Raw genomic sequence first — 21,357 nt, forward strand, 5'->3', positions numbered from 1 at the left:
GACCAGGAGAGAACAGCACATGACTCAGACCGCGCACCGCTCGTACAACGGCCAGGAAGAAAGGACCACGCAGACAAAGGAAGCCATCAGGCAGGTCTACGAGTTCATCTCCGCCGAGTACGACGACCGCATTCCCGGACTCACCGCCGCCGACCGCCGCTTCATCGACACCGAGCTGGACTTCATCCTCGGCCGCGTCGGGCCCGAGGACACCGTGCTCGACCTCGGGTGCGGCACCGGGCGGCTCACCATCCCGCTGTCGGGGCTGGCGCGGGACGTCGTGGGGCTGGACATCTGCGACGGGATGTTGTCCGTCGCGCGGCGCAAGGCGGCGGAGGAGGGGGCGCGCATCCGGTTCGACCAGGGCGACATGTGCGACCTGCCGTACGCCGACGGCAGCTTCGACGTCGTCACCAGCACGCTGGCGCTCATGCACATCCCGCCCGAGGCGCGGCAGACCGCGTTCGCGGAGATCGCCCGGGTGCTGCGGCCCGGCGGACGCGTCCTGACCGGGGTGAAGAACGCCGCGTTCGAGCAGCTCACCCGGGCGGACCGGTTCGCGACCGTGGACATCACCGACGTCGACAACAAGACCCTGGTGTTCACCGGCACCCGCGACGGCGAGGAGCGGGTGACGCCCTGGTTCAGCTTCTCCCCCGAGGAGCTGGAGGAGCTGTTCTCCGACGCCGGGCTGCGGCCCGCCAGGCTGCGCGGGAACTGCCTGGTCGCGGCGTGGGTGGCCGACCAGATCCTGGCCGACCCCGGCATCTACTCGATCGTCGAGCGGCTCGAGACGGCGTTGAACGAGACTCCTCCGTTCAGCCGGTTCGGGTACTACATCCTGGCCGAGGCGGTGAAGCCCGCCTGAGGGGCGGACGGTCGCAGTCGCGGATGACCGGGAGGACGGTGACCGTCCTCCCGGTTCCCGTTGCGTACAGGCGGTCAGGCGGAGGTGGGTTCCTGTACCGGCGGCGTGCCGGAGTCCTGCCGGAACGGCGCGCGCAGCCACGGGAAGGCCGCCGCCCCCAGCGCCGAGGCCGCCAGGGCCACCACGGCGAGCAGCCCGAAGCTGCCCGCGCCCAGCACCTGGTAGGCGGCCGTGGCCAAGAGCGGCCCGGCGACCCAGCCGAGGTCGGAGACCAGCCCGAACCAGCCGAACGCCCATCCCTGACGCCCCTCCCCGAGCCGGCCGATGACCGCCCGCATGTTGACGTAGACCAGCGGCTGCACGGCCATGAGCGCGACGAAGGCCGCGGTGAACACCCCGTACGAGCCGGTCACCCAGGCCAGCGCCAGGGCCGCCGCCTGCACGGCGAAGACCGCGGCGGCCAGCGGGAAGCCGCGTGACAGGTGCACGACCCTGCCGCCCACCCAGGAGAGGGCGGCGAAGACGGCCAGGCCGAGGAAGAAGCTGAGCGAGACCGCCCGCTCCCCCGCGCCCAGCGGCCCGGTGCCGTGCAGCGGGAACAGCGGCTCCAGCGCGGCGTAGACCGCGTTGTTGGCCAGGTCGAGCACGCCCAGGACGAGGACGAGCGGGATCAGCGGCAGGCGCGCGAGCCGCTCCGCGCCCTCGGCGGCGGGTGCGGCCGGCCCGCCCGCCGGACTCCTGTCGGGACGCCCGGTGCGGCGGAAGGCCAGTGCCACCAGGACGGTGGCGAGCACCGTCAGCACCGCGCCGCCCGCGAACGCGGACCGGAAGTCGATCACCCCGGACAGTGCCGCGATGAGCCCGGGCCCCACCGTCATCCCGGCCACCGCCGCCGTCCCGAACCAGCCCAGCGTGCGGTCCGAGCCGTGGCCCGACTCGTTCCCGAGCTGGGCGGTGAGCCGGTAGAGGGCGGGCATGGCCAGCCCTTCGCCGATCCCCCAGACGAACCGGCAGGCCACCACCTGGGCGGACGTGGTGGCCACGGCCAGCGCGGCGGTGGCCAGGGCGGTGATGGCCAGCCCCACGATCGCGATGGTCCGGCCGCCGATCCGGTCGACGAGCCAGCCGCCGAGGGGCTGGCTGAGCGCCTTGGTCGCGGCGAAGCCCGCGAACGCCACGCCGATGAGCACCGCGCTCATCTGGAACACCGAGTTGAGCGTGGGGACGAACGGGATGAGCACGGTGTAGGCCACGTTCGCCACGCCGACGGCGCCGAGCAGCGCCACCAGCCGTAACCGCACGCCGGCCCGGCCGCTCATCCGGGTCTGCCCAGGAAGTCGGCGATGCGGCGGTGCATCTCCGCCAGGCGCCCGGCGTAGTGCGCCGTGCGGCCGGGGGCGAGCACGTACACGGGGCTCCACAGATCGACGGCGTGGAAGCCCAGGCGCTGCTTGAACTCCAGGTTGCCGCGCCCGAAGTCGACCCACCGGCAGCCACGGGCGGCGGCCGCCGCGATGGCCTCGTAGATCAGGAAGTAGTACGGGTAGTGGGTCTTGAGCAGGGCGTAGTCGATGCCGGCGGCCCACAGGACCAGGCAGCCGTCCCGTTCGAAGGACAGCAGCCCGGCGGCCGGCCGGCCGTCGAGGTCCGCGCTGAGCACCCTGCTGCCCGGCACCTCCAGCAGCGCCCGCAGCGCCGCCTCGCTGTAGAGCGGCGGGGTGCCGTGCCGCTCGGCCGACTGCCGGGTGAGCCGGGCGAAGGCGGGCAGCACCTGGCCGGCCTCGGTGACGTCGCGGTCGTGGTAGGTCAGCCCCGCCTCGGCGCCGCGCCGGTGGTAGCGCCGCAGCCGGCCCCGGTGGGCGGTGGCCAGCCGTTCGAGGTAGCCGTCCATGCCGTCCGTCAGTCGGAGGCGGCACGTGGCGTCGAGCCGGACGAGGGCGTCCGCGGGCGGCAGCGCCTCCAGTGCCGGGCCGGGCTCCAGGTTGGTGACGACCAGCGCCTCGGCGCCCCACTCCCCGGCCGTGTCCAGGGCCGCGGCCACCGTTCCCGACGCCTCGGGCGCGGGCGCCTGGTTGAGCGGGTTGGCGACGGCGTACACGGTGGACAGGTAGGCCACCGGCCCGTCCCACACGGGCGGCAGGCCGGCGTCGCCCTCGTACCCGCGCCACAGCGGCGAGTGCGTGACGAGCTGCAGCGTGACCGGCACCCCGCCGGCGCGCATCCGGACGTGGCCCGGCGGCGGGCCCGGCGGCTCCATCCGGCCGGCCAGCCAGGCGTCCTGCCAGCTCTCGGACGCGAAGACGCGCCCGCAGACCGTGCCGAGGTCCATGGCCGGTTCCGTGATCGTGTTCACGACGGCCCCCTGTCCGGGTGCAGCGGGCAGCGGTCGGCGAGGGGGACGTTGACGTCCGGCAGCACGTACTGCTTCCATTCGCGCATCTCGGTGTCGCCGTAGGCGAGCTGGACCAGCTGCGGGTGCGGGGGGACGTCGTCCCAGCGCCGCACGCGGTCGTAGATCCGCTGCCGGATGCGCTCGCCGCCGGGGTCGTCGCGGTTGGTCCCGAAGAACACCCTTCTGGGCTGGAAGCACATGAGGAAGTGGTCGCCCATGCGCCGGCTGCGGCGCCGGCGGTAGGCGGGGATGCAGGGGAAGACGAACATGGGGTCGCCGGCGAAGCAGAACTCCCACTCGGGATGGTCGGGGTCGCTGGGGATGTCGGCGGGCCACGGCTCGGGGTCCTGCGTGCGCAGCCGGCGCAGGGTCTCCCAGAAGCGCCGCTCGTGGGCGGCGAAGTCGCCCGCCCCGGTGTCGGGGAAGAACGCGATGAGCAGGTGGCGGCGGCGCGGGTGGGCGCGGGAGAGCGCGATGAAGTCGGCCAGGGTCGCCGCCAGCACGCCGAGATCCTGCTCCCCGGCCACCCACGTGTAGCGGATGTGTCCCTGCGCCTCGGCGGTGGTGCCGAAGTAGCAGGGGAAGTCCGGGTCGCTGATCACGGCGCGGTATTCCTCGTACGCCTCCGTCACCCAGTCCTGGCAGGCGCCGCTCGTCAGGTCCTCCCTGGTGAGCAGGCGTGAGCGGTGTTCGGCAAGGGTTCGGCCCATGGCAGGCTCCTTCGTCAGGCGGGCTCGCGGATGAGGGGGCAGGACAGGCAGCGGGGGCCGCCACGGCCCCGGCCCAGCTCCGCCCCTGGCACGGTGACGACCTCGATCCCGTGGCCGGCGAGCAGCTCGTTGCTGCGCTCGTTGCGCTCGTAGCTGATCACGACGCCGGGGGCGAGCGTCAGGACGTTGTTGCCGTCGTCCCACTGCTCGCGCTCGGCGGCCGGGGCGTCGGCGGGCAGGCTGATGAACTCCAGGGCGGGCCGCTCCAGCGTGGCGGCCAGGACGTCGCGCAGCGGCCCTTCCTGGGCCGGCTCCAGCTCCTGGCCGCGCAGCCGCAGGCGATGGCCGGTCAGGCGGCCGGCCAGGTGGCTGAAGACGAGGAACCGGTCGGCGTCGACCATCGTGAGCACGGTGTCCAGGTGCATGGTGGCGCGCTCGCGCGGCAGCGGGCAGACCACCACGTCGCGGGCCGTCCCGTCCCGCAGCAGCCGCTCGGCCAGGGCGGCCACGTCGGCGAAGCCGCTGCGCTCGCTGACGCCGATGAGCACGGTCCCGTTCCCCGGCACCAGGATGTCGCCGCCCTCCACGCCGTAGCGCAGGGGCCAGGCGGCCCAGCCGTCCACCTGGGAGAGGCTGTGCAGGCCCGCGTACGCCAGGGAGAGCACGCGCCGCTCCCCCTGCCGGGCGGGCCTGCGCAGGCGGGTCAGGCACAGCCGGTCGTGGATCCAGGCCGAGGAGTCGCGGACGAAGGCGAGGTTCGGCAGCGGCGGGACGAGGAAGTCGGGCCCGGCGATGCGGCGCAGCCAGCCGGGGGCGTCCGGCAGCTCGGCGGGCAGCACGCCCGCGATCAGCACCTCGGCGAGATCGGCCGCCCGCAGCCCGGACAGCCAGTCCCGCAGCGCCCTGTCGGTGCGGTGCTCACCGGTCGCGGCCAGCGACTCCACCACGCACTCGCGGCCCTCCCCGGTCAGGGCGGGCACGAGCAGGTCGGTGAGGTAGACCACGTCCACGCCGTGCTCCCGCAGCCGGGCGGTGAACACGTCGTGCTCCAGCCCAGCCCCCGTCGGCCAGGGCACCTCGTCGTAGAGCAGCTCGCGGCAGTTGCCCGGCGTCAGGCGCGCCAGCTCGCGGCCCGGGCGGTGCACCAGCACCTGGCGGAGCCGTCCGATCTCCGACCCCACGTGGGGCCGGCGGTGATAGCGGACGCCAGGGATTCGCCCGGTGTCCGGCTGGGTGGGGTGCGCCCGGTGAAGGCTCATGGCAGCTCCAGATGCGCCGGCGGTGCAAGATGCTTGCGTGCGTCAAGCACATATACCGCCGAATCCGGGCCATTAACGTCGCTCCGCGATCGACGCGGACTTGGTCGCTGTCTGACCAGGTCGTTAGACTCGCACAGTGAGCCTGGAGCGAGCGGTCAACCTTTACGGGGCCTGCGCACTGGTGGCCGACGACGCCGTCCGCCGCGCCTGGCAGACCGCGCTGCCCGGCAAGTCGGAGTCGCTGGCGGCGGGGCTCGTCGCGCTCGCCACGTTCGGCGACCTGTTCGTCGACGAGCTGAGCAGGGCGCTGTTCCTCACCCACTCGGGCACCACGCGGCTGGTCAACCGCCTGCAGGAAGCGGGCTGGGCGACCCGGCACGCCGGCGACGACGAGAGCGACCGGCGCCGGGTCCTGGTGTCGCTCACGCCCGAGGGGCGGCAGGTGGTCGGCGACGTGCTCGACGCCCGGCGGGAGGCGCTCGCCGCGCTGCTGGAGCCGCTCAGCGCGCTTCAGCGCGAGCAGCTGTCCGGCATCCTGGAAACGATCCTGCACGTCCACGGCAGCGACGGGCGCAGCCTGCGCACCACCTGCCGGCTGTGCGACCACCGGGTGTGCGTGCCGTGCCCGACGCTGGAGGCCCACCGCGCGGCCACCGCACAGGAGACCTGACCGGTCAGTGGCTCACCGCCCGGTCAGCGGGCGGGAGACCCGCTCACCGCTCGGTCAGCGCCAGCTTGGCCCCGAGTGCCACGAAGGCGGCGCCGAAGCCACGCCGCATCCAGGTCAGCACCTTGGGCCGGGAGATCACCTGGTTCCTGACGGCGGCGGCGCACAGCCCGTACCCGGCGAAGACCACGAACGTCAGCAGCATGAACACGCCGCCCAGCTCCAGCATGCGGGGCACCGCCGCCGGCTCCCCCGCGCTGACGAACTGCGGCAGGAACGCGAAGAAGAAGATCGACAGCTTGGGGTTGAGCAGGTTGACCAGCACGCCGTCGCCGATCACGCGCGGCGCGGAGCGCGGCTCCGCCTCTCCCTCGACATTCAGCGCGCCACGCTCGCGCAGGGTGTTCCAGGCCATGTAGAGCAGGTACGCGACGCCCGCGTACTTGATGACCTGGAAGGCGACGGCGCTGGCGTGCAGGAGCGCGGCCAGGCCGGTGACGGCGGCCGCCAGGTGCGGGACGATGCCGAGCGTGCAGCCGAACGCGGCCACGACCCCGGCCCGGCCGCCGCGGGTGAGCCCGGCGGCGAGCGTGTAGAGCACGCCCGTGCCGGGGGTGACGACGATGACGAGCGAGGTCAGCAGGAACTCGATGCTCACGGTGGGCAGCCCTCCCGGGGGTTGATGTCCCCCGGGAGCCAACCACCCTCCGCCTTCTATGTCAATACGGATTGGTTTTAGTCGGCGGGCGGCCAGGCGTCGCCCCACTCCACGTCGCGGGCCTGGCGGTAGAGCTCGCCCTGCCGCTTGGAGACGATCACGTCGCGCAGGCCGCCTCCCTCCGTGCACAGCCGCAGGGAGACCACGCCCTTGCGTTTCTGCGGGTGCCGCAGGACGCGGGCGGCGGGACGCGGCCAGGCGCCGGCGACGGCGGCCACGTAGGAGAACTTCTCGTCCTCGAAGCTGAGCGTGCCCGCCTTGATACGGCGGTGCAGGGACGTCCTGGGCAGGCGGACGGAGAAGTGACACCAGTCGCGCCCCGGCTGGATCGGGCAGGCGCCGTCGTGCGGGCAGGGGGCGACGATCGTGCGGCCCTGGGCGGCGAGCACCTCGCGGGCGGCGGCGACGGTGGCGTGCCCCGCCGGGGTTCCCGGCTCGATGACGATCACCATGGTGGCCGCCTCGGCCAGCCACTTGACGACGCCGGGGCGGTCGGCCTCGGGCAGCTCGCCGAGGGCGTACGACATGGTCACCAGGTCGGCGGCGGGGCGGTCGAGGCTCGCGGCGACGGACGCCTGCCGCCACGTCGTCCCGCGCAGCGGCGCCGGGCCACCGCGGGCCAGGCGGCGGCCCAGGTCGATGATGTGCGCGTCGTGCTCGACGACGGTGATCCGCTCGATGGACGGCCAGATCCCGGCGGCGGCCCAGATCGCCGCCCCGGTCCCGCCTCCGGCGTCGAGGTGGCTGCGTGGCTCGAACCCGGGGGTCAGGGCCGCCGCCCGGCGCATGGCGGTGGCGGCGGCGGCGTACGTGGCGGGCATGCGGTAGGCGGCGTACGCGGCGATGTCGGCGCGGGAGCGCAGGTGGTTGCCGCCGGTGGAGACGCCGGCAATGCGGTAGCGCTCGGTGAGCCGGGTCACCGAATCCGACAGCTCCTGCGGGGTGAAGCGGGTCAGTGCCTGGTCGAGGGCGGTTCTGAGGTCATCGGGAAGCATGGCGGGGTTGTCCTGTGAGTGCGGGGGAAGACGTGGCTGCGGGCGCGGTGGCGCGCGGGCATGAGGGCACGCGAAGGGGCTCCTCGAAGTCATGGGGAAACGGTCGGTTCTCGCGCGAGCGACCGCTTCAGGCGAGGAGAGTTCGCCCGCCGGGCACGGGCCCGGCGGTGACCGGCCGGGGAATGGGCCGGGTCAAGGGGTGAGACGCCCTCGCCGTGAAGCGGTGGCACTGACCTTGGCGAGGCGCATACGAACCCCCATCGAACGCGTGACGACAACCGTGGACATTATCGGCCATGCGGCGTGGTCGTCGGTATCACTTCCCCCTTCGGCATGCGCCGCCTTCAGCGTTCGTCACCCTGCAGCCGCCTGGCAGCCCGTGCGGAACAACCTCCAGAACGCCAGCGCCGCCTCCTCGGCGGACCCCCCGTCCGCCACCCAGTGCGCGATCACCCCGACCAGCGCCCCGGCCAGGTAAGCGGCATGCATGCCCACCGGTACGTCCTCCCACCCTGGCGGACGCCGGCCGTCGGCGAAGCGCCGCGCGAGCTCGGCCGTCAGCCGCTCACGCATCCGCGCACCGAAGCGGGCACTGCCATGGGGTCCGAGCATGCGCCGATACAGCTGCCCGTTCGCGGCAACCTGCTCGAACAGCTCCACCAGCGGCCCGGGCGCCCGGCCGCGCGGGGCGTCGAGCGGACACAGGGCGGCGGCCCTGGCGACGGCCGCCACGGTGTCCTCCATGGCGTCGGTGACCAGTGAGTCGACATCGGAATAGTGCAGGTAGACCGTCGCCCGGTTCACCTCGGCCCGTTTGGCCAGCGCGGACATCGTGATGGTGCCGAGCTCCTGCTGCAGGGCCAGCTCCAGCACGGCCGCCTTCAACCGGGCACGGGTGCGCTGGGCGCGCGGATCGTCCGAGTTCACGCCCTCCACTCTACGACATACATCGCTTATGCGACATGTGTTGACTATTCAACATTTGTCGCATATCTTGACGGCATGAGAGTGGAGATTTGGGCGGATGTCATCTGCGGATGGGCTCACATCGGGAAGCGCCGGCTGGAGAAGGCGCTGGCCTCCTGGGAGGGGGAGCCGATCGAGGTCGTCTGGCGGCCGTACCAGATCGACCCGTCGGCGCCCGCGCGCGCCGTCCCCATGTCCGATCTGCTGCGGGACCCGATGGCCGACGAGGCGCTGCGTGCCTGCGCGCCCGGGCTGTCCCCGGCCGAGAACCGGGCGCGGGTGGCCGAGGTGGCCGCCGCCGAGGGGCTCGGCGAGCAGTGGGGCTCCGGGTGGCGGGCCGGGACTCTGGAGGCGCACCGGCTGATCGCGCTGGCGTACGAGCACGGCGGCGCCGAGTTGCAGGACCGCGTGGTCGAGCGGGTGCTGCGCGCCCATTTCGTGGACGTCCAGGACATCAGCGACCTCGCCGTGCTGACCGCCATCGCCACCGAGGCCGGCCTGGCGGAGGAGGCCGGCTACACCGGCGAGCCCACCCTGGAGACTCTGCCCGGTGCCGAGCTGGTGCGCGAGTTGCTGCTCGTCGGCAAGGCGAAGGGCGTGCGCACGTCCCCGACGATCGTGGCGAACGGGCTGGCGCTGGAGGGCGCGCAGTCACCGGAGACGCTGCGCGAGTTCCTGGAGGACGCCGCACGGCACACGCCCCGGCACCTGCCCGCCGAAGTGGAGCGGCTGCGCCATGCGGAGTCGCTGCTCGACCAGCGCGACCCCCTCGGGGCGCTGACCCTGCTACGGCCTCTGATGGCCGAGCACGGCGACGACCGCGGTGTGCGGCTGCTGGCGGCACGGGCGTACTTCGCCTCGGCGCAGCTCAACCGGGCGCGTACGGCGCTGGAGTCCCTGGTGGCCGAGTCACCGGACGACTCCTACGCCCGCCACCTGCTCGGCCGCACCCTCCAGCGCCAGGGGCGCCATGAGGAGGCCGCCTCCCACCTCACCCTGGCCGCCGTCATGACCCCCGACTACGCGACCAGCTGACCGTCACCCGACCCTGCGCCACCACCTTGCCGTGCACGGCCACCCGCCGTGCACGGCCACCTCACGGTGCGCAAGCGTCTCGACGGCGCGCCGGCGCCTCGCCTCGCACGGCCACGTCGCACCATGCCGCTCCTTGCCACACGCAGGCGCCGCACCTCTCGCGTGCACGGCGGCCTTGTGAAGCGTCCCGGGGATCTTTCCCCCTCCCTGCGAGAGCTGTGGGCGAACATCAGCCCGGCACCTCCCCCGCCCCACTAACGTGCTGATCGTGGACGATCCCGGAATCGCATACGAGGAGACCAGCCCCCCAGCCCCAGCAGGCACGGTCGTGCTCGTGCACGCGGGCGTGGCCGACATGCGCATGTGGGACCACCAGTTCAACACCCTCTCCGAGCGTTACCGCGTGATCCGCTACGACTGGCGCGGCCACGGCCGTTCCTCCGACGCCGACGGCGTCGTCTGCCACCACGAGGACCTGCTCGCCCTCATGGACGCCCTGCGGGTGGACCGCGCCGCACTGGTGGGCTGCTCGATGGGCGGCGCGTACGCCGTGGAGGCCGCCTTGGCCGCACCCCACCGGGTTGCCGCACTCGCCCTGATCTGCTCCGGCCTGTCCGGTCACCAGTGGCCGCGCGAGATGCTGGAGCAGGCCGCCGAACGCGTCCACTCCTCGGTGCCACCCGACCGCCTGGCGCACTACCGTGCGGGGACAGCCGGCGAGGTGGACCCGGCGGACGTGCGCGCGATGGCGGAGGCACACACGCTCTGGCAGGTCGCGGGCCCCGATCGAAGCCGCGACGCGCTGCCCGAGCCGGTGTGGGACGCGGCCGTGGAGATGTGCCGGCTGGTGTTCGAACGCTCCTGGACCGGCCCCAAGTCCACCGAACGCCACCTCACCCCGCCCGCCGCCACCCGCCTGCACGAGGTGACCGCTCCCACGCTGGTGATCAACGGGCTGTCGGACGTGCCGGGCATCCAGGAGGTGTCCGGGCTGCTGGCGTCGGGCATCCCGGGCGCGCGCCGCTTCGACCTTCCCGAAACCGGCCACCTCCCACCCTTGGAACGCCCGAAGGAGGTCAGCGACGCCTTGACGACGTTCCTCCGGGAGGTCCTGGGCGCCTGACCGATCACCTACCAGGGCACGTCAGCCCAGCGAGACACCCCCAGCACGCCTGGCTGCCCACGCACTCCTGCCCGCCTAACTGCCGCACAGTCCCTCGCGCTTGGCTGCCGCACAGTCCCTCGCGCTTAGAATCCGCACACTGCCGCATGCTTGGCTGCTCATACACTCCCGCATGCTTGGCCACCCTCACACTTCAACAAGCGCGGCTGCCCTCACGCTCCGGCACATCAAACCGGCCGGCCACGCCCCCACCACGCCTTGACCTCACCGCCCAGGTGGCCGCCGGCACGCTGGACGCGGGCGCCGCCCGCTCGCAGATCAGCACCATGACCATGCGCCAGAACAACTGGAAGCTGGGCGCGTACTGCGAGTCCTACCGCCGGCTGGTCACCATGCACCACTCGGCCGAGGACGCCATGCTCTTCCCGCACCTGCGCCGTGTGTAGCCCGCCCTCGCCCTCGTCATCGACCGCCTGCGCGAGCGGCGCTGCCGGGGGCGGCGTATCGGAGCCTGCCCGGCGGGTTCCACGACGTCGAGGCAGGGGTGCTGGCGCCGGTGCTGATCGACTACTTCGGCAAGGCAGGGTGACGCCGGCGGGGAGTGCTCGCCCATTGTCGGCGGTCTATTGAGGGAAAAGTCGGTGTGGCGCTACTGGAAGCGTCAAGATCGCTACGTATAGTGATGCCCGATGGCACTCCGTGATTACAGGGGGAGATCATGAGAAAGAGCCTCACCGCCGCCGGTGGTGCGCTGCTCGCCGCGGCCGTACTCTTCGGGACGGCCGGCTCCGTGGCCGCCGACGAAGGCAAGGACTGGGTCTGGTCCGAGCACTGGGCCAAGCACCCGCAGCACTGCGGCCTCGGCATGAACGACGACTCGACCTACCAGCACGTCACCAAGCATGGCGTCTTCGCGGGCACCCGCGACGCCGACGTCTGCAAGAAGCTCGAGTCCAAGGACTACAGGGAGAACTGGGCCGGCGACGACGACGATGACGACGACAACGGCGATGACGGTGGCGACAACGGTGGCGCCATCTTCGACTGACGAAAGCTGAGCTTTCGGCACACGGCTGTCCCGGTACCCGCGCTGTGCGGGACCGGGACAGCCGCCGTTTCCGGGACCCGCCCTGTACGGGGCCGGACGAACGCCGTGCCCCGGCCCTCCTTCGCATGATCCACCCGGCTGATAGCCTTATGCCGTAAGGCATTGTCCGGCCCCTGGGAGCTGCGCGTTGGTCGTCTTCGCAGGTCAGGGTGACGCGCGACGGTCGATGGCGCTGTTGTGGCGCAAGGGCGAGGAGCCGGGCGAGGTGCGGCCGGGCCCCAAGCCGGGGCTGAGCGTGGACGTCATCGTGGAGGCCGCGATCGAGGTGGCCGACAGCGAGGGCATGGCGGCCCTGTCCATGCGCAAGGTCGGCGAACGGCTGGGCCGCACGGGCATGGCGCTGTACACGTACGTGCCGAACAAGGGCGAACTCGTCGATCTGATGTACGACCGCGTGCTGGCCGAGCTGCCTGCCACGTACGACGTGAGCGGCGGCTGGCGGCCGGCGGTGGCGTCCTGGGCCGAGCACACGCTGGCCTTCTACCTGCGCCATCCCTGGGTGCTGCAGGTGTCGCGGGCCCGGCCGGTCCTGGGGCCGAACGAGTTCGCGATGCTGGAGAGCATGGTGGCGATCCTGCGTGACACCGGGCTGGGGCCGCGCAGGACGCGCGGGGTGGTGGCGCTGCTGTTCGACTTCGTGCGGGGGGCGGCCAGGACGGTCTCGGAGTCGCGGCTGGCGCCGTCGGCGACCGGGGTCTCGGACGAGGAGTGGTGGCGGACACGCTCGCACCTGCTTGAGGAGGTGGCGCCGGGGGTCACCGACCGCTACCCGATGGTGGCGTGGCTGGAGTCGGCGGACGGTGAGCCCGGCGCGGACGACACCTTCGCGACCGGCCTGGAGGTGCTGCTCGACGGCATCGAGGCAGCGGTCGCGAGAATCTGAGCCGCCCCGCTACAGCCTGCCGGCCAAGCGGGCCGCCAGCTCGGCCTCGTCCCGTACGAACCACAGGTGCTCCCCCCGGTTCGCCTCGATCATCCAGGCCCGCACCGCCTGGCTCCCGGCGGCGTAGGAGGCCGTGTCGCCCACGATGGCCAGCCCCAGCCGGTAGTTGGCGAACTTCTGCGTGATCTCCCCTGCCGCTCCGCTGCTCAAAGTGAAGAAGTCGGCGGGCAGCCGCTCGACGGGCACGGCCACCCAGGTGACGCCTCGTCCCCACACCTCCCCGATGAGGTCGAGCACGTCGGCGGTCCCGTGCAGGGGCTCGCCGTCCGCGTAGTGGTAACCGTCAGGCATGGACACTCTCCAGGAAGTTCATGATCTCTTGGGTCTGTGGGGGCAGTAGGTGGCCGGTGCCGGGCAGGACGCGCACGTCGGCCCCTGGCACGGCACCGGCCAGGCGGCGCCGGGTGTCGCCGGAGTCGAGCAGGCTGTCGCGGTCGCCGGTGACGACCAGCATCGGCATGGTGAGGCGGCGCAGGTCCGCGTCGGGGAAGACGGGCAGCCTGCCGTGGCGGGGCCGGAAGTGGCGGTGGATCAACAGCGCGAACTCCCCCATCTCACCGGCGGAGCCGAGCCCCGCAGCCTGTGGGCCGAGGATCAGGCGCATCGCGTGGCGCCGTCCCCCCTCGCCGCCCAGCGCCATCAACGGCAACGCCCGCAGCAGCGGCAGAACGCGCTGCCGGCCGATGCCGCTAGGGCACAGCAGCGCGAGGCGTTCGACCTGCTCGGGCCGCCGGGTGGCGAAGGCGAGCGCCGTCCAGCCGCCCAGCGACACCGCGACGATGCGGACGCGCCGCGCGCCGAGCCCGGCCAGCACCTCGCCGAGCCAGCCCGCGTAGGTGCCGGGATCCAGCGGCGGCCGGGACGGCGCGCTCAGCCCGGGCTCGCCGATGAGGTCCACCGCGTGGACGCGGAAGCGCCGCGCCCAGGTGGCGACGTCGCCCAGCCACATGGCGCTGGTGCTCGCCGACCCGTGCAGGAGCAGCAGCGGCGGCGCGCCCACCGGCCCGCACGTCACGGCGAACGTCTCCCCCTGCGCCGTCGGCACCCGCACCTGCTCATGCGGCACCGGCCAGCGCGCGAGCAGCTCGCGGTAGCGGCTTTCGACGGCCCGCGCGCCCTCCGGCGAGGAGTAGAGGCCGCCCATCAGTCCCTCACCAGCGCGTCGATGATGCGCAGCACCTGGGCGCTCTCCTCCAGCCCGCCGAGCACGATGATCTTGAGGTGCTCGCGTTCCTCGTCGTAGACGAACTGCACGCTCAGCCCGTGCGGCCGGCCCGCCAGCGAGCCCGTGACCATGGTGCTGACGCGATCGAGATCGCTCCTGGCGATGCCGTCCACCTGCACGATGCTGGACACCTCGGCGTGCCGGGGCCTGGCGGGCGCGCTCGCGGGCAGGCCCGCGAACGCCGCGAGGTCCGCCCTGGCGATGCGGTACTGCTTGCCGATCCGGACGGCGGGCAGCCGCCCGTCCCGTACGTAGTTGCGCACGGTCTTGACGTGCAGCCCCAGCAGCTCCGCCACCTGCTCCACGGTGTATTGCTCCATAACACTCCCCATTATGCCCTACAAAAGGGAGCGATAGGGAAGGTTCAGGCATGCGCTCCGACGGTGACCGGGCCGATCGTGAGGCGCGGGCGGCCCTCCAGCACCTCGCCCACTCGCAGCACCTGCTCCTGCAGCTCACCGAGCTGGGCCGCCGTGAGGTCGCGCAGTGGCTCGACCGTGACGTCGATCCGGCTGCCCGCGCGCCGCTGGTGCCAGACGCCGGCCACGTCCCCGTCCACGAGCAGCACGGGGAAGTTGCCCGCCTGGCCGCCGTTCAGCGCCCGCTGCGCCGCGGCTCCGGCGTACAGCAGCTCACGGGGCCGGCCCGCCACCACGTACGCGTCGAAGTACGGCAGCAGCCGCACGCCCCGGGGCGGCTCGGCGGGCAGCTCGGTGTCGCCCGCGAGCACCCAGGCCCGCCGCCCCTCCAGCCGGACCTCCTCCAGCTCGACCTGCTTGAACGCCTCGTTCGCCCACCCGGTGGTGCCGCCCGCCCACTGCCCGAACTCGGCGGGCGTGGCGGGCCCGTACGCCCACAGGTAGCTCCTGGCCAGCCAGGCGGGCCCGCCGGTCGCCGGTGGCGCGTCCGGCGCGGCGGTGTAGGTGACCTTGCGCCCCCGGCCGGGGCCGAAGACGAACGCGCCCCGGTGCGCCGCCAGGTGCATGACCTGCCGCCAGCGCGGCCAGTGGGTCTGGAACGCGGGCATGACCAGGTCGCCCGCCCACGGCCCGGTGGCCGCGACGACGGCCTCGCTCAGCTCGTCCATCGTCAGCTCCGCGCCCTGGAGCGCCTCCCCGATGGCGGCGATCACCTGGCCGGTCTGCTCGTCGGTCATCCGCATGTACGCCGGGGCGGGCTTGACGGGCAGCGTGGACAGGGCACTCACCCAGCTCGGCAGGTCGCGGGCGGGCAGCAGGTGCACGGTGCCGCGCGGCCCGTACGTCTTGACCAGGCCGCGCTCCTTCCACAGCGCCTCGCGGACGTGCACCCGCGTGACCCCGCCGAGCCGCAGCCCGACGGACAGCTCGGCGGCCGACATGACCTGGGCGTGCGCGCCGCACATGGCCGCCACCGCCTCCTCGGGGCCGCCGCCAGCGGTGATGAGCCCGGCGCGCGCCAGCCGCCTCGCGCTGACCTGCGGCCACGACAGTTCGATCACGGGTTTTCGCCTCTCTTTGTTCCGACGACACCCACGCTATGGGGCAATGCGGAAAGCTCCCTTCCGCAAGGGCGAATGCCGTGAAAGTGGACGACAAGTGACCTTTCAGTCGATCCCACTAGTCTCACGGGTCATGATCCGCCTCAGTCCCGTCCTCGGGCCGCTCACCCCCCGTCAACGCTGGCGAAGGGCCCGCCTCCAGGCCTACTCCTGGACCCTGACCGGCGCGTACCGGCTGGGCACCCTGCACCCCGCCATCTGGCGCATGGTCGCCCGCGGCTACCACCCCGCGCTCGACCGCGTGGCGGCCAGGCACGCCAGGGTGGCCTGCCAGTTCGCGGCCGTGGACGTGCCCGCCTACCGCCACTTCCTGCGTACGCACGGCGCCGAGCGGGCCCGCGGGCTGGCCGACTTCCCCGAGACGACCAAGCAGAACTACGCCGGCGCCTACGACGAGGCCAGCCGCTGCCAGGAGGGCAGGCTGCACCGGGCCGGCGTGATCGTGGACGAGTCGTCGGGGTCGAGCGGGAAGCCGTACAACTGGGTGCGCGGGCCGCGCGAGCTGAAGGGCATCTACCGCAACGCCGCCGGATACATCGAGCTGGTCTTCCCGGGCAAGCGGCTGTTCGTGATCAACGCGTACTCGATGGGCGCCTGGGCCACCGGCACCACCACCGGAGCGGCCATGGCGCGCATCGCGATGGTCAAGAACACCGGCCCCGACCTGGAGAAGATCGCCGACACGCTGGCGCACTTCGGCCCCGGCTACGACTACGTGGTGGCGGCCTACCCGCCGTTCCTCAAGCACCTGCGCGACCGCCTCGACGAGGCGGGCTTCCCGTGGGAGGACTACCGCATCCGCGGCATGGTCGGCGGCGAGGGCATGACGGAGGCGCTGCGCGACTACCTGGAGGAGCGCTTCGAGGAGGTGCGCTCCGGCTACGGCGCCAGCGACCTGACGATCGGGATGGGCGCGGAGAGCGGCTTCAGCGTACGGCTGCGCAAGCGCCTGGCCACCGACCAGCGGCTGCGCGACGCTCTGCTCGGGCCCGGCGAGCAGCGGCTGTCGATGATCTTCCACTACAACCCGCTGGAGACGTTCCTGGAGGTCAACGCCGACGGTGAGCTGCTGTGCACGCTCAACACCAAGAGCTGCCTGCAGCCCAAGCTGCGCTACAACGTCGGCGACGAGGCCCGCCTGCGCACGCTCGCCGACGTGCGGCGGGCGCTGGGCGAGGACGACTACGCGGCCATGTGGACCGACGAGCGGATGAACCTGCCGCTGCTGTTCCTGTTCGGCCGCAAGGACTCGACGATCTCCTACATGGGGGCCAACCTCTACCCGCAGGACGTCGAGTACGGCCTCTACCGGGGCAACCCGTACGCCGCCGCGATCAACCGGTTCTGCCTGTCGCTGGAGGAGCTGCCCGGCCTGGAGTACCGGCCGGTGATCAACCTGGAGGTCCGCGGCGAGGTGGACGAGCAGGCGCTGGCCGAGATCTGCCGCAAGGGGGTCGTGGCGCACCTGAGCGCCGTCTCCCGCGACTTCGCCGAGTCGCTGAAGGAGGACCCGACGGCCGCCGACCTGCGGATCAAGGTGTTCGGGCCGGGCGAGGGGCCGTTCGCGCGGCTGACGAAGATGAAGAACGTCTATCTGGTGAAGGACGCATGAGAACCCAGGATTTCAGCAGGACGCCCCCGCAGGGGCAGGCGACGGCGATGTTCGTCGGGGCGACCCGTTACCGGGGGCCGCTGTCGATCCTGACGCTCACGCTGACGTGGTTCCGGATGGTGCGCGACATGAAGCGCATGCGCGGCTACCGCTGGCACAAGGTCTACTGGGAGTTCCCGTTCACGCTGGGCACCCTGGCCTTCTTCGAGGACCGTGACGCGTTGCTGCGCTTCGCCCGCAGCCGCCACCACCGCAGGCTCATGCAGTGGGTGACCGACGGCACCAGGAACGCCACCGGCGGCTACATCCGGCTCTACAACGCCGAGCCCGAGGGGTACAGCAACGGGATCTGGCGCGCCGAGGGCGGCCCGATGGCGCACATCGAGACGTTCACGCCGCTGTCCACCGAGCCCGGCGACGGCCCGCCGGTGAAGCGCTCGTGATCCCCGTCGGGTCCCGCCGCGACCTGCGCGACTTCCTCACCTTCACCGACCGGCTGTACGCGGGCGAGCACCGCTTCGTGCCGCCCCTGCGGGCCACGGTGCGCGGGTGGCACCGGCGCGGCGTGCGGCTGTTCCTGCTGCGGCGGGGCGGGCGGGTGGTCGCCCGGACGACGCTGCACACCGACGCCGCGCTGGACGCCAAGCTGGGACGGGCCACGCAGTTGTTCGGGCTGACGGAGTTCGAACAGGACGCGGCCGGGGAGCTGTTCGACGCGATCTGCGCGGCGGGGGCGGCGGCCGGGCGCGAGGCGGTGTTCGGGCCGGTGTCGCTGCTGCCCAACCAGGCGGGCGGGGTGATCACCTCGGGGTTCGGCGAGCGCGGGTTCATCGACAGCGCCTGGAACCGGCCGTACTATCCGGCCGCCTACGAGGCGTACGGGTTCGGCCGCCGTTTCGAGTCCGACACCTGGATCTGCCCGGTGCCTGACCAGCCGGTGTTCACCTTCGACGACGCGCGGCTGCGCGCCGAGGGGCTGCGGGTGCACCGCGGGGACCGGCGGCGGGTGCGCGAGCAACTGCCGATCCTGCGGGAGATGCTGAACGCGAGCTTCGCGCGGCTCGGGTACTACACCGAGATCTCGGCCGAGCAGCTCGCCGAGCAGACGGACGGGCTGGCCCACCTGCTGGACGAGGCGCTGCTGCTGTACCTGACGAAGCGGGACCGGCCGATCGCGTTCGTGCTGTGCCTGCCCGACATTTCCGAATTTGTCGCGAAAATTCGCGGGCACCTGCACCTTTTCCACCAGCTCCGGCTGCTCGCCACCCGCTCCCGCTACCGCCGCGAGGCGGTGCTCATCGTCAAGGGCACGGTCCCGGACGAGCAGGGCCACGGCTACATGCGGCTGCTCTCCCGCGAGCTGCACGAGGGGCTGCGGCACGGCGGCTACCACACGCTGCGCAGCACGTACGTGGAGCGCGACAACCCCGGCTCGGCCGCCCAGTTCGCCGCGATGGGCGGCCGCCCGCTGCACGGCTACACCTTCTACGACAAGGACCTCGGTTGAGACAGCTCCGGGCGCTGGAGCCCGACTTCTGGCGCGCGCCCAGCGCGCACAACACGCAGCCGTGGACGCTCACCTACACCGGCGGGCAGGCGGCCGTCGGCTGGGACCCGGCCAGGGCGCTGCCCATCAGCGACCCCTCCGAGCGTGACCTGCGGCTCAGTCTCGGGGCGTTCGTGGAGTGCTGCCTGATCGTGTGCGCGGACGCGGGCCTGTCCGTCGCCTTCCGCGCCGATCCCGGGCCGCTGCGGGTGGGCTTCCTGTACGGGGCCGAGGAGCCGTACGCGACCCCGTTCACCACGCAGGACGTGCGCGCCCGGGGCGCCAACCGCGGCGAGTACCACGCGGGGCGGCTGCCCGACGAGGTGGCCGGCGCGCTGGCGGGCACGCGCCGGCTGCCCTGCCGCGACCTGGCGGACCTGCTGCACGCCGCGGATTTGCACCAGTTCGGGGACCGGGAGGTGACGCGGGAGCTGCGTGCCTGGCTGCGGCTGACCCGGCGGCACCGCCGCTACTTCCTCGACGGCCTCAGCGACCGCGCGCTGGCCCTGACCAGGCTGGAGGCGCTCGGGCTGCGGGCCTCGCTCGCCCTCTACCCGGCGCTGCGGCGGCTCGGCCTGCCCCGGGCCCTGGCGGGGGCGTCGCGGGGGCTGCTGGACTACGACGGGGACGTGCTCGTCCTGGTGGGGCCGGCCGAGGAGGAGGTGGAGATGGGGCGGGTGCTGATGCGGCACTGGCTGACCCTGTCGAGGCTCGGGTACACGACGCATCCGCTGAGCCAGATCATCGACTGCGAGGCGACCCGGCGGAAGCTGGCGGAGCGCCTCGGCGTGGCGGACCCGCGCACGCTGCTGCACGTGGCGCGGGTGGGCCGGCCGCGCGCGCCCGCCTCGCCGTCCGCCCGGCTCATCGATCACGGGACGCCTATCCCGCCGTGATCCCCCGCAGGTTGGCGCGCACCCTGGGCGCCAGCCGCCGCACCGCCTCCGGCGTGGAGGCGTAGAGCGTGGTGACGACCGGGCCTGCGACGATCATGGCGGAGTGGAGCAGACCGGCGGGATGGCTGCTCTCGTGGTAGGAGATGCCCGGCTCCGTGCCGATCAGCGTGCCCGTGCCGTAGCGGGCCTCCTGCGCGGCCAGCCGGCGTGCTTCGGCCTCGGACCCGGCCACCCATTCGATCGTCAGGGAGACGACGTCGCCGTCGTCGGCCGGCGGGATCCAGTCGCAGGAGACGGCCCTGCGCGTCGGGCCGCCCTCCGGCGTGCGCGGGTGAGGGTGGGCCAGGTAGCCCGGGGCCGGCAGGCGCAGGTCACGATCGGTGAGGGCGGCGCAGGCGTCCGGCCAGTCCGCCGGGAAGAGGGCCTCCGGCCGCCGCGCCGGGGGCCGGCGGGCGCGGGACAGGTGGTAGGCCGTGATGGTGGTGGCGTGCGTGACTCCGGCGGTCTCCTCCCCGGTCTCGGGGGTGCGCACCAGGACCAGGTCTCCCGCTCCGCCCTCGACGACGGCGGCGCTCGCCGTGGTGGGCAGCGGGAGCCTGCTCGGCTCGCCGGTGACGGCGTTCACGACCGCGAGGTGGGCGACCAGCGGCCAGCTCCCGGTGTAGCTCAGCGGGTACTGCCCGTCGCTCGGGTTCACCACGACGTGGTCGCCGATCGCGATCAGCGAGGACGCGTCGGGCACCTCCTGGATCCATCGGGCCTCGCCGGTGGCCGGGTCGATCCCGCGCAGCTCGTCCGGACGGGGCCACGCCGCCACCGAGCCGTGGGCCAGCACGCCGCCGCTCGTGACCATCGGGGACCTGTTGCCGTCCTCCTCCCACCGGATCCTGCCGGCGGCCAGCCGCCTGCCGCCCGGGGCGTACAGGTGGGAGGTGCCGTCGAGGCTCACGACGACGCTCCCGTCCGCCGCGACCGCGACGCTCCCGCCCACCGCGACCGCGACGCCGCCGCTCGGGCTGCGCGGTTCGGCCGGCGGCGGCCACTCCTGCGCGCGCGGGTAGGGCACGTCCTGGCGCCAGTAGGACCGGCCGGTCACCGGATCGACGGCCTGGACCCGCACGCGCCCGCCCGCGCACGCTTCGAGCCCCGCGCACGCCTCCAGCCCCGCGCACGCTTCGAGCAGGGCCACCAGTTCCCGCGCGGCGGCGGCCCGCGCGGTGCAGCCGGGGCTGACGGGCAGGAGCCCGTTCCTTGCTCCGGTGCGGGCGTCGAGCAGCGAGACCTCCGACGCCGTGACGACCGCGACGGCCCGCCCGCCCACCGCGACGCCATCGGCCGGCCGCGGACCCCACCTGCGCACCCCCGAGGCCAGGTCGTAGCCGGTGACTGCGGCTCGCACCGCCTCGTCCGCCCCGAGCGGAGCCTCCCGCAGGACGACGAGCGCCTCGCCGGCGACCCAGATCCGGCTCACCGGACCGGACTGCGGCTCGGCCGGCACGGCGGCCCGCACCCGCCCGGTGACCGGGTCGAGGATCAGCACGCGCCCCGCCCCCAGCCCCACGGCGACGGCCTGCTCGGACAGCCCCAGCACGTAGTCGTCACCAGGCTCGGCCCCGCCGAACTGACGGGCGTCGAACGATCTCGTCCAGACCTCCCGCCAGGACACCGCCTGCCACGCGACCGCCGGTCCGTCGGACAGCACGATCGCTCCCGTGATCAGCAGCAGCACGAGCAGCGGCGCGGCGCGGCGCATG

The 21,357-nt window shown here is 73.1% G+C and carries 23 protein-coding genes; 11 read left to right on the top strand and 12 right to left on the bottom strand.

What is annotated here, in order from left to right; genetic code table 11:
• The first annotated feature begins 19 nt into the window (after positions 1–19).
• Positions 20–868 carry a class I SAM-dependent methyltransferase gene (locus tag LCN96_RS31685; protein ID WP_225266086.1) on the top strand — a complete coding sequence of 283 codons (849 nt, stop codon included), beginning with the start codon at positions 20–22 and terminating at the stop codon, positions 866–868.
• A 74-nt stretch (positions 869–942) separates the two neighbouring features.
• Here the strand turns inward: LCN96_RS31685 and LCN96_RS31690 are convergent, their stop codons facing one another.
• From LCN96_RS31690 to LCN96_RS31705, 4 genes are read right to left on the bottom strand one after another with little or no spacing between them, the layout of a single operon-like run.
• Complete coding sequence (locus LCN96_RS31690) at positions 943–2,187, bottom strand: MFS transporter (RefSeq protein WP_225266087.1); 1,245 nt, start codon at positions 2,185–2,187, stop codon at positions 943–945.
• Positions 2,184–3,221 carry a GNAT family N-acetyltransferase gene (locus LCN96_RS31695; RefSeq protein WP_225266088.1) on the bottom strand — a complete coding sequence of 346 codons (1,038 nt, stop codon included), beginning with the start codon at positions 3,219–3,221 and terminating at the stop codon, positions 2,184–2,186. The genes LCN96_RS31690 and LCN96_RS31695 overlap by 4 nt, the downstream gene beginning before the upstream one ends.
• On the bottom strand, positions 3,218–3,970 hold the full coding sequence (locus LCN96_RS31700) for a YqcI/YcgG family protein (RefSeq protein WP_225266089.1): 753 nt from the start codon (positions 3,968–3,970) through the stop codon (positions 3,218–3,220). Before LCN96_RS31700 ends, LCN96_RS31695 begins: the two co-directional genes overlap by 4 nt.
• Before the next feature lie 14 nt (positions 3,971–3,984).
• The gene (locus LCN96_RS31705; protein ID WP_225266090.1) at positions 3,985–5,229 is read right to left on the bottom strand and encodes an arginine deiminase; all 1,245 of its coding nucleotides are present in this window, start codon (positions 5,227–5,229) and stop codon (positions 3,985–3,987) included.
• A 136-nt stretch (positions 5,230–5,365) separates the two neighbouring features.
• On the opposite strand from LCN96_RS31705, the gene LCN96_RS31710 reads away from it, so the two are divergent.
• Complete coding sequence (locus LCN96_RS31710; protein ID WP_225266091.1) at positions 5,366–5,899, top strand: MarR family winged helix-turn-helix transcriptional regulator; 534 nt, start codon at positions 5,366–5,368, stop codon at positions 5,897–5,899.
• A gap of 43 nt (positions 5,900–5,942) precedes the next feature.
• Here the strand turns inward: LCN96_RS31710 and LCN96_RS31715 are convergent, their stop codons facing one another.
• The 3 genes from LCN96_RS31715 to LCN96_RS31725 form a co-directional block, all read right to left on the bottom strand.
• Positions 5,943–6,554, bottom strand: coding sequence for a LysE family translocator (locus tag LCN96_RS31715; protein WP_225266092.1), 612 nt, complete (start codon positions 6,552–6,554; stop codon positions 5,943–5,945).
• Between the two features lie 77 nt (positions 6,555–6,631).
• A complete protein-coding gene (locus LCN96_RS31720) occupies positions 6,632–7,609 on the bottom strand; it encodes a small ribosomal subunit Rsm22 family protein (RefSeq protein WP_225266093.1) in 978 nt (325 codons plus the stop codon).
• Between the two features lie 354 nt (positions 7,610–7,963).
• A complete protein-coding gene (locus tag LCN96_RS31725) occupies positions 7,964–8,536 on the bottom strand; it encodes a TetR/AcrR family transcriptional regulator (protein WP_225266094.1) in 573 nt (190 codons plus the stop codon).
• A gap of 75 nt (positions 8,537–8,611) precedes the next feature.
• Between LCN96_RS31725 and LCN96_RS31730 the strand changes: the two genes are divergently transcribed.
• The 5 genes from LCN96_RS31730 (at position 8,612) to LCN96_RS31750 (ending at position 12,724) form a co-directional block, all read left to right on the top strand.
• Positions 8,612–9,610, top strand: a complete 999-nt coding sequence (locus tag LCN96_RS31730) for a DsbA family protein (protein WP_225266095.1) — start codon at positions 8,612–8,614, stop codon at positions 9,608–9,610.
• 268 nt (positions 9,611–9,878) lie between these two features.
• Entirely contained in the window at positions 9,879–10,733 is an 855-nt protein-coding gene (locus tag LCN96_RS31735; protein WP_225266096.1) for an alpha/beta fold hydrolase, read from the top strand.
• 275 nt (positions 10,734–11,008) lie between these two features.
• On the top strand, positions 11,009–11,179 hold the full coding sequence (locus tag LCN96_RS31740) for a hypothetical protein (RefSeq protein ID WP_225266097.1): 171 nt from the start codon (positions 11,009–11,011) through the stop codon (positions 11,177–11,179).
• Between the two features lie 272 nt (positions 11,180–11,451).
• Entirely contained in the window at positions 11,452–11,781 is a 330-nt protein-coding gene (locus tag LCN96_RS31745) for a hypothetical protein (RefSeq protein WP_225266098.1), read from the top strand.
• 187 nt (positions 11,782–11,968) lie between these two features.
• The gene (locus tag LCN96_RS31750; protein WP_225266099.1) at positions 11,969–12,724 is read left to right on the top strand and encodes a TetR/AcrR family transcriptional regulator; all 756 of its coding nucleotides are present in this window, start codon (positions 11,969–11,971) and stop codon (positions 12,722–12,724) included.
• A 9-nt stretch (positions 12,725–12,733) separates the two neighbouring features.
• Here LCN96_RS31750 and LCN96_RS31755 read toward each other — a convergent pair whose 3' ends face one another.
• From LCN96_RS31755 to LCN96_RS31770, 4 genes are read right to left on the bottom strand one after another with little or no spacing between them, the layout of a single operon-like run.
• The gene (locus LCN96_RS31755; protein ID WP_225266100.1) at positions 12,734–13,075 is read right to left on the bottom strand and encodes a DUF4180 domain-containing protein; all 342 of its coding nucleotides are present in this window, start codon (positions 13,073–13,075) and stop codon (positions 12,734–12,736) included.
• Positions 13,068–13,928, bottom strand: a complete 861-nt coding sequence (locus LCN96_RS31760; protein WP_225266101.1) for an alpha/beta fold hydrolase — start codon at positions 13,926–13,928, stop codon at positions 13,068–13,070. Before LCN96_RS31760 ends, LCN96_RS31755 begins: the two co-directional genes overlap by 8 nt.
• Entirely contained in the window at positions 13,928–14,329 is a 402-nt protein-coding gene (locus LCN96_RS31765) for a helix-turn-helix domain-containing protein (protein ID WP_225266102.1), read from the bottom strand. Before LCN96_RS31765 ends, LCN96_RS31760 begins: the two co-directional genes overlap by 1 nt.
• A gap of 44 nt (positions 14,330–14,373) precedes the next feature.
• On the bottom strand, positions 14,374–15,489 hold the full coding sequence (locus LCN96_RS31770; protein ID WP_225266103.1) for a winged helix DNA-binding domain-containing protein: 1,116 nt from the start codon (positions 15,487–15,489) through the stop codon (positions 14,374–14,376).
• Positions 15,490–15,622: 133 nt separating this feature from the next.
• Between LCN96_RS31770 and LCN96_RS31775 the strand changes: the two genes are divergently transcribed.
• Genes LCN96_RS31775 through LCN96_RS31790 form a run of 4 tightly spaced genes read left to right on the top strand, consistent with a single transcriptional unit; the run spans position 15,623 to position 19,603 of the window.
• Entirely contained in the window at positions 15,623–17,161 is a 1,539-nt protein-coding gene (locus LCN96_RS31775) for a phenylacetate--CoA ligase family protein (protein ID WP_225266104.1), read from the top strand.
• Complete coding sequence (locus tag LCN96_RS31780; protein WP_225266105.1) at positions 17,158–17,604, top strand: DUF4188 domain-containing protein; 447 nt, start codon at positions 17,158–17,160, stop codon at positions 17,602–17,604. Before LCN96_RS31775 ends, LCN96_RS31780 begins: the two co-directional genes overlap by 4 nt.
• Positions 17,601–18,668 carry a hypothetical protein gene (locus tag LCN96_RS31785; protein ID WP_225266106.1) on the top strand — a complete coding sequence of 356 codons (1,068 nt, stop codon included), beginning with the start codon at positions 17,601–17,603 and terminating at the stop codon, positions 18,666–18,668. Before LCN96_RS31780 ends, LCN96_RS31785 begins: the two co-directional genes overlap by 4 nt.
• Entirely contained in the window at positions 18,665–19,603 is a 939-nt protein-coding gene (locus tag LCN96_RS31790) for a nitroreductase family protein (protein ID WP_225266107.1), read from the top strand. The genes LCN96_RS31785 and LCN96_RS31790 overlap by 4 nt, the downstream gene beginning before the upstream one ends.
• Here LCN96_RS31790 and LCN96_RS31795 read toward each other — a convergent pair.
• Positions 19,590–21,356 carry a PQQ-binding-like beta-propeller repeat protein gene (locus LCN96_RS31795; protein WP_225266108.1) on the bottom strand — a complete coding sequence of 589 codons (1,767 nt, stop codon included), beginning with the start codon at positions 21,354–21,356 and terminating at the stop codon, positions 19,590–19,592. The two genes, LCN96_RS31790 and LCN96_RS31795, sit on opposite strands and share 14 nt — an antisense overlap.
• Position 21,357: the final 1 nt, after the last annotated feature.

Origin of the sequence: Nonomuraea gerenzanensis, assembly GCF_020215645.1 — a bacterium.
GTDB classification, from domain to species: Bacteria; Actinomycetota; Actinomycetes; order Streptosporangiales; family Streptosporangiaceae; genus Nonomuraea; species Nonomuraea gerenzanensis.

What these genes read in the sequence shown, in the direction of transcription:
- LCN96_RS31685 (WP_225266086.1), top strand. Translation starts at nt 20, where the DNA reads ATGACTCAGACCGCGCACCGCTCGTACAACGGCCAGGAAGAAAGGACC.
- LCN96_RS31690 (WP_225266087.1), bottom strand. Translation starts at nt 2,187, where the DNA reads ATGAGCGGCCGGGCCGGCGTGCGGTTACGGCTGGTGGCGCTGCTCGGC.
- LCN96_RS31700 (WP_225266089.1), bottom strand. Translation starts at nt 3,970, where the DNA reads ATGGGCCGAACCCTTGCCGAACACCGCTCACGCCTGCTCACCAGGGAG.
- LCN96_RS31705 (WP_225266090.1), bottom strand. Translation starts at nt 5,229, where the DNA reads ATGAGCCTTCACCGGGCGCACCCCACCCAGCCGGACACCGGGCGAATC.
- LCN96_RS31720 (WP_225266093.1), bottom strand. Translation starts at nt 7,609, where the DNA reads ATGCTTCCCGATGACCTCAGAACCGCCCTCGACCAGGCACTGACCCGC.
- LCN96_RS31730 (WP_225266095.1), top strand. Translation starts at nt 8,612, where the DNA reads ATGAGAGTGGAGATTTGGGCGGATGTCATCTGCGGATGGGCTCACATC.
- LCN96_RS31745 (WP_225266098.1), top strand. Translation starts at nt 11,452, where the DNA reads ATGAGAAAGAGCCTCACCGCCGCCGGTGGTGCGCTGCTCGCCGCGGCC.
- LCN96_RS31755 (WP_225266100.1), bottom strand. Translation starts at nt 13,075, where the DNA reads ATGCCTGACGGTTACCACTACGCGGACGGCGAGCCCCTGCACGGGACC.
- LCN96_RS31760 (WP_225266101.1), bottom strand. Translation starts at nt 13,928, where the DNA reads ATGGGCGGCCTCTACTCCTCGCCGGAGGGCGCGCGGGCCGTCGAAAGC.
- LCN96_RS31765 (WP_225266102.1), bottom strand. Translation starts at nt 14,329, where the DNA reads ATGGAGCAATACACCGTGGAGCAGGTGGCGGAGCTGCTGGGGCTGCAC.
- LCN96_RS31775 (WP_225266104.1), top strand. Translation starts at nt 15,623, where the DNA reads ATGATCCGCCTCAGTCCCGTCCTCGGGCCGCTCACCCCCCGTCAACGC.
- LCN96_RS31780 (WP_225266105.1), top strand. Translation starts at nt 17,158, where the DNA reads ATGAGAACCCAGGATTTCAGCAGGACGCCCCCGCAGGGGCAGGCGACG.
- LCN96_RS31795 (WP_225266108.1), bottom strand. Translation starts at nt 21,356, where the DNA reads ATGCGCCGCGCCGCGCCGCTGCTCGTGCTGCTGCTGATCACGGGAGCG.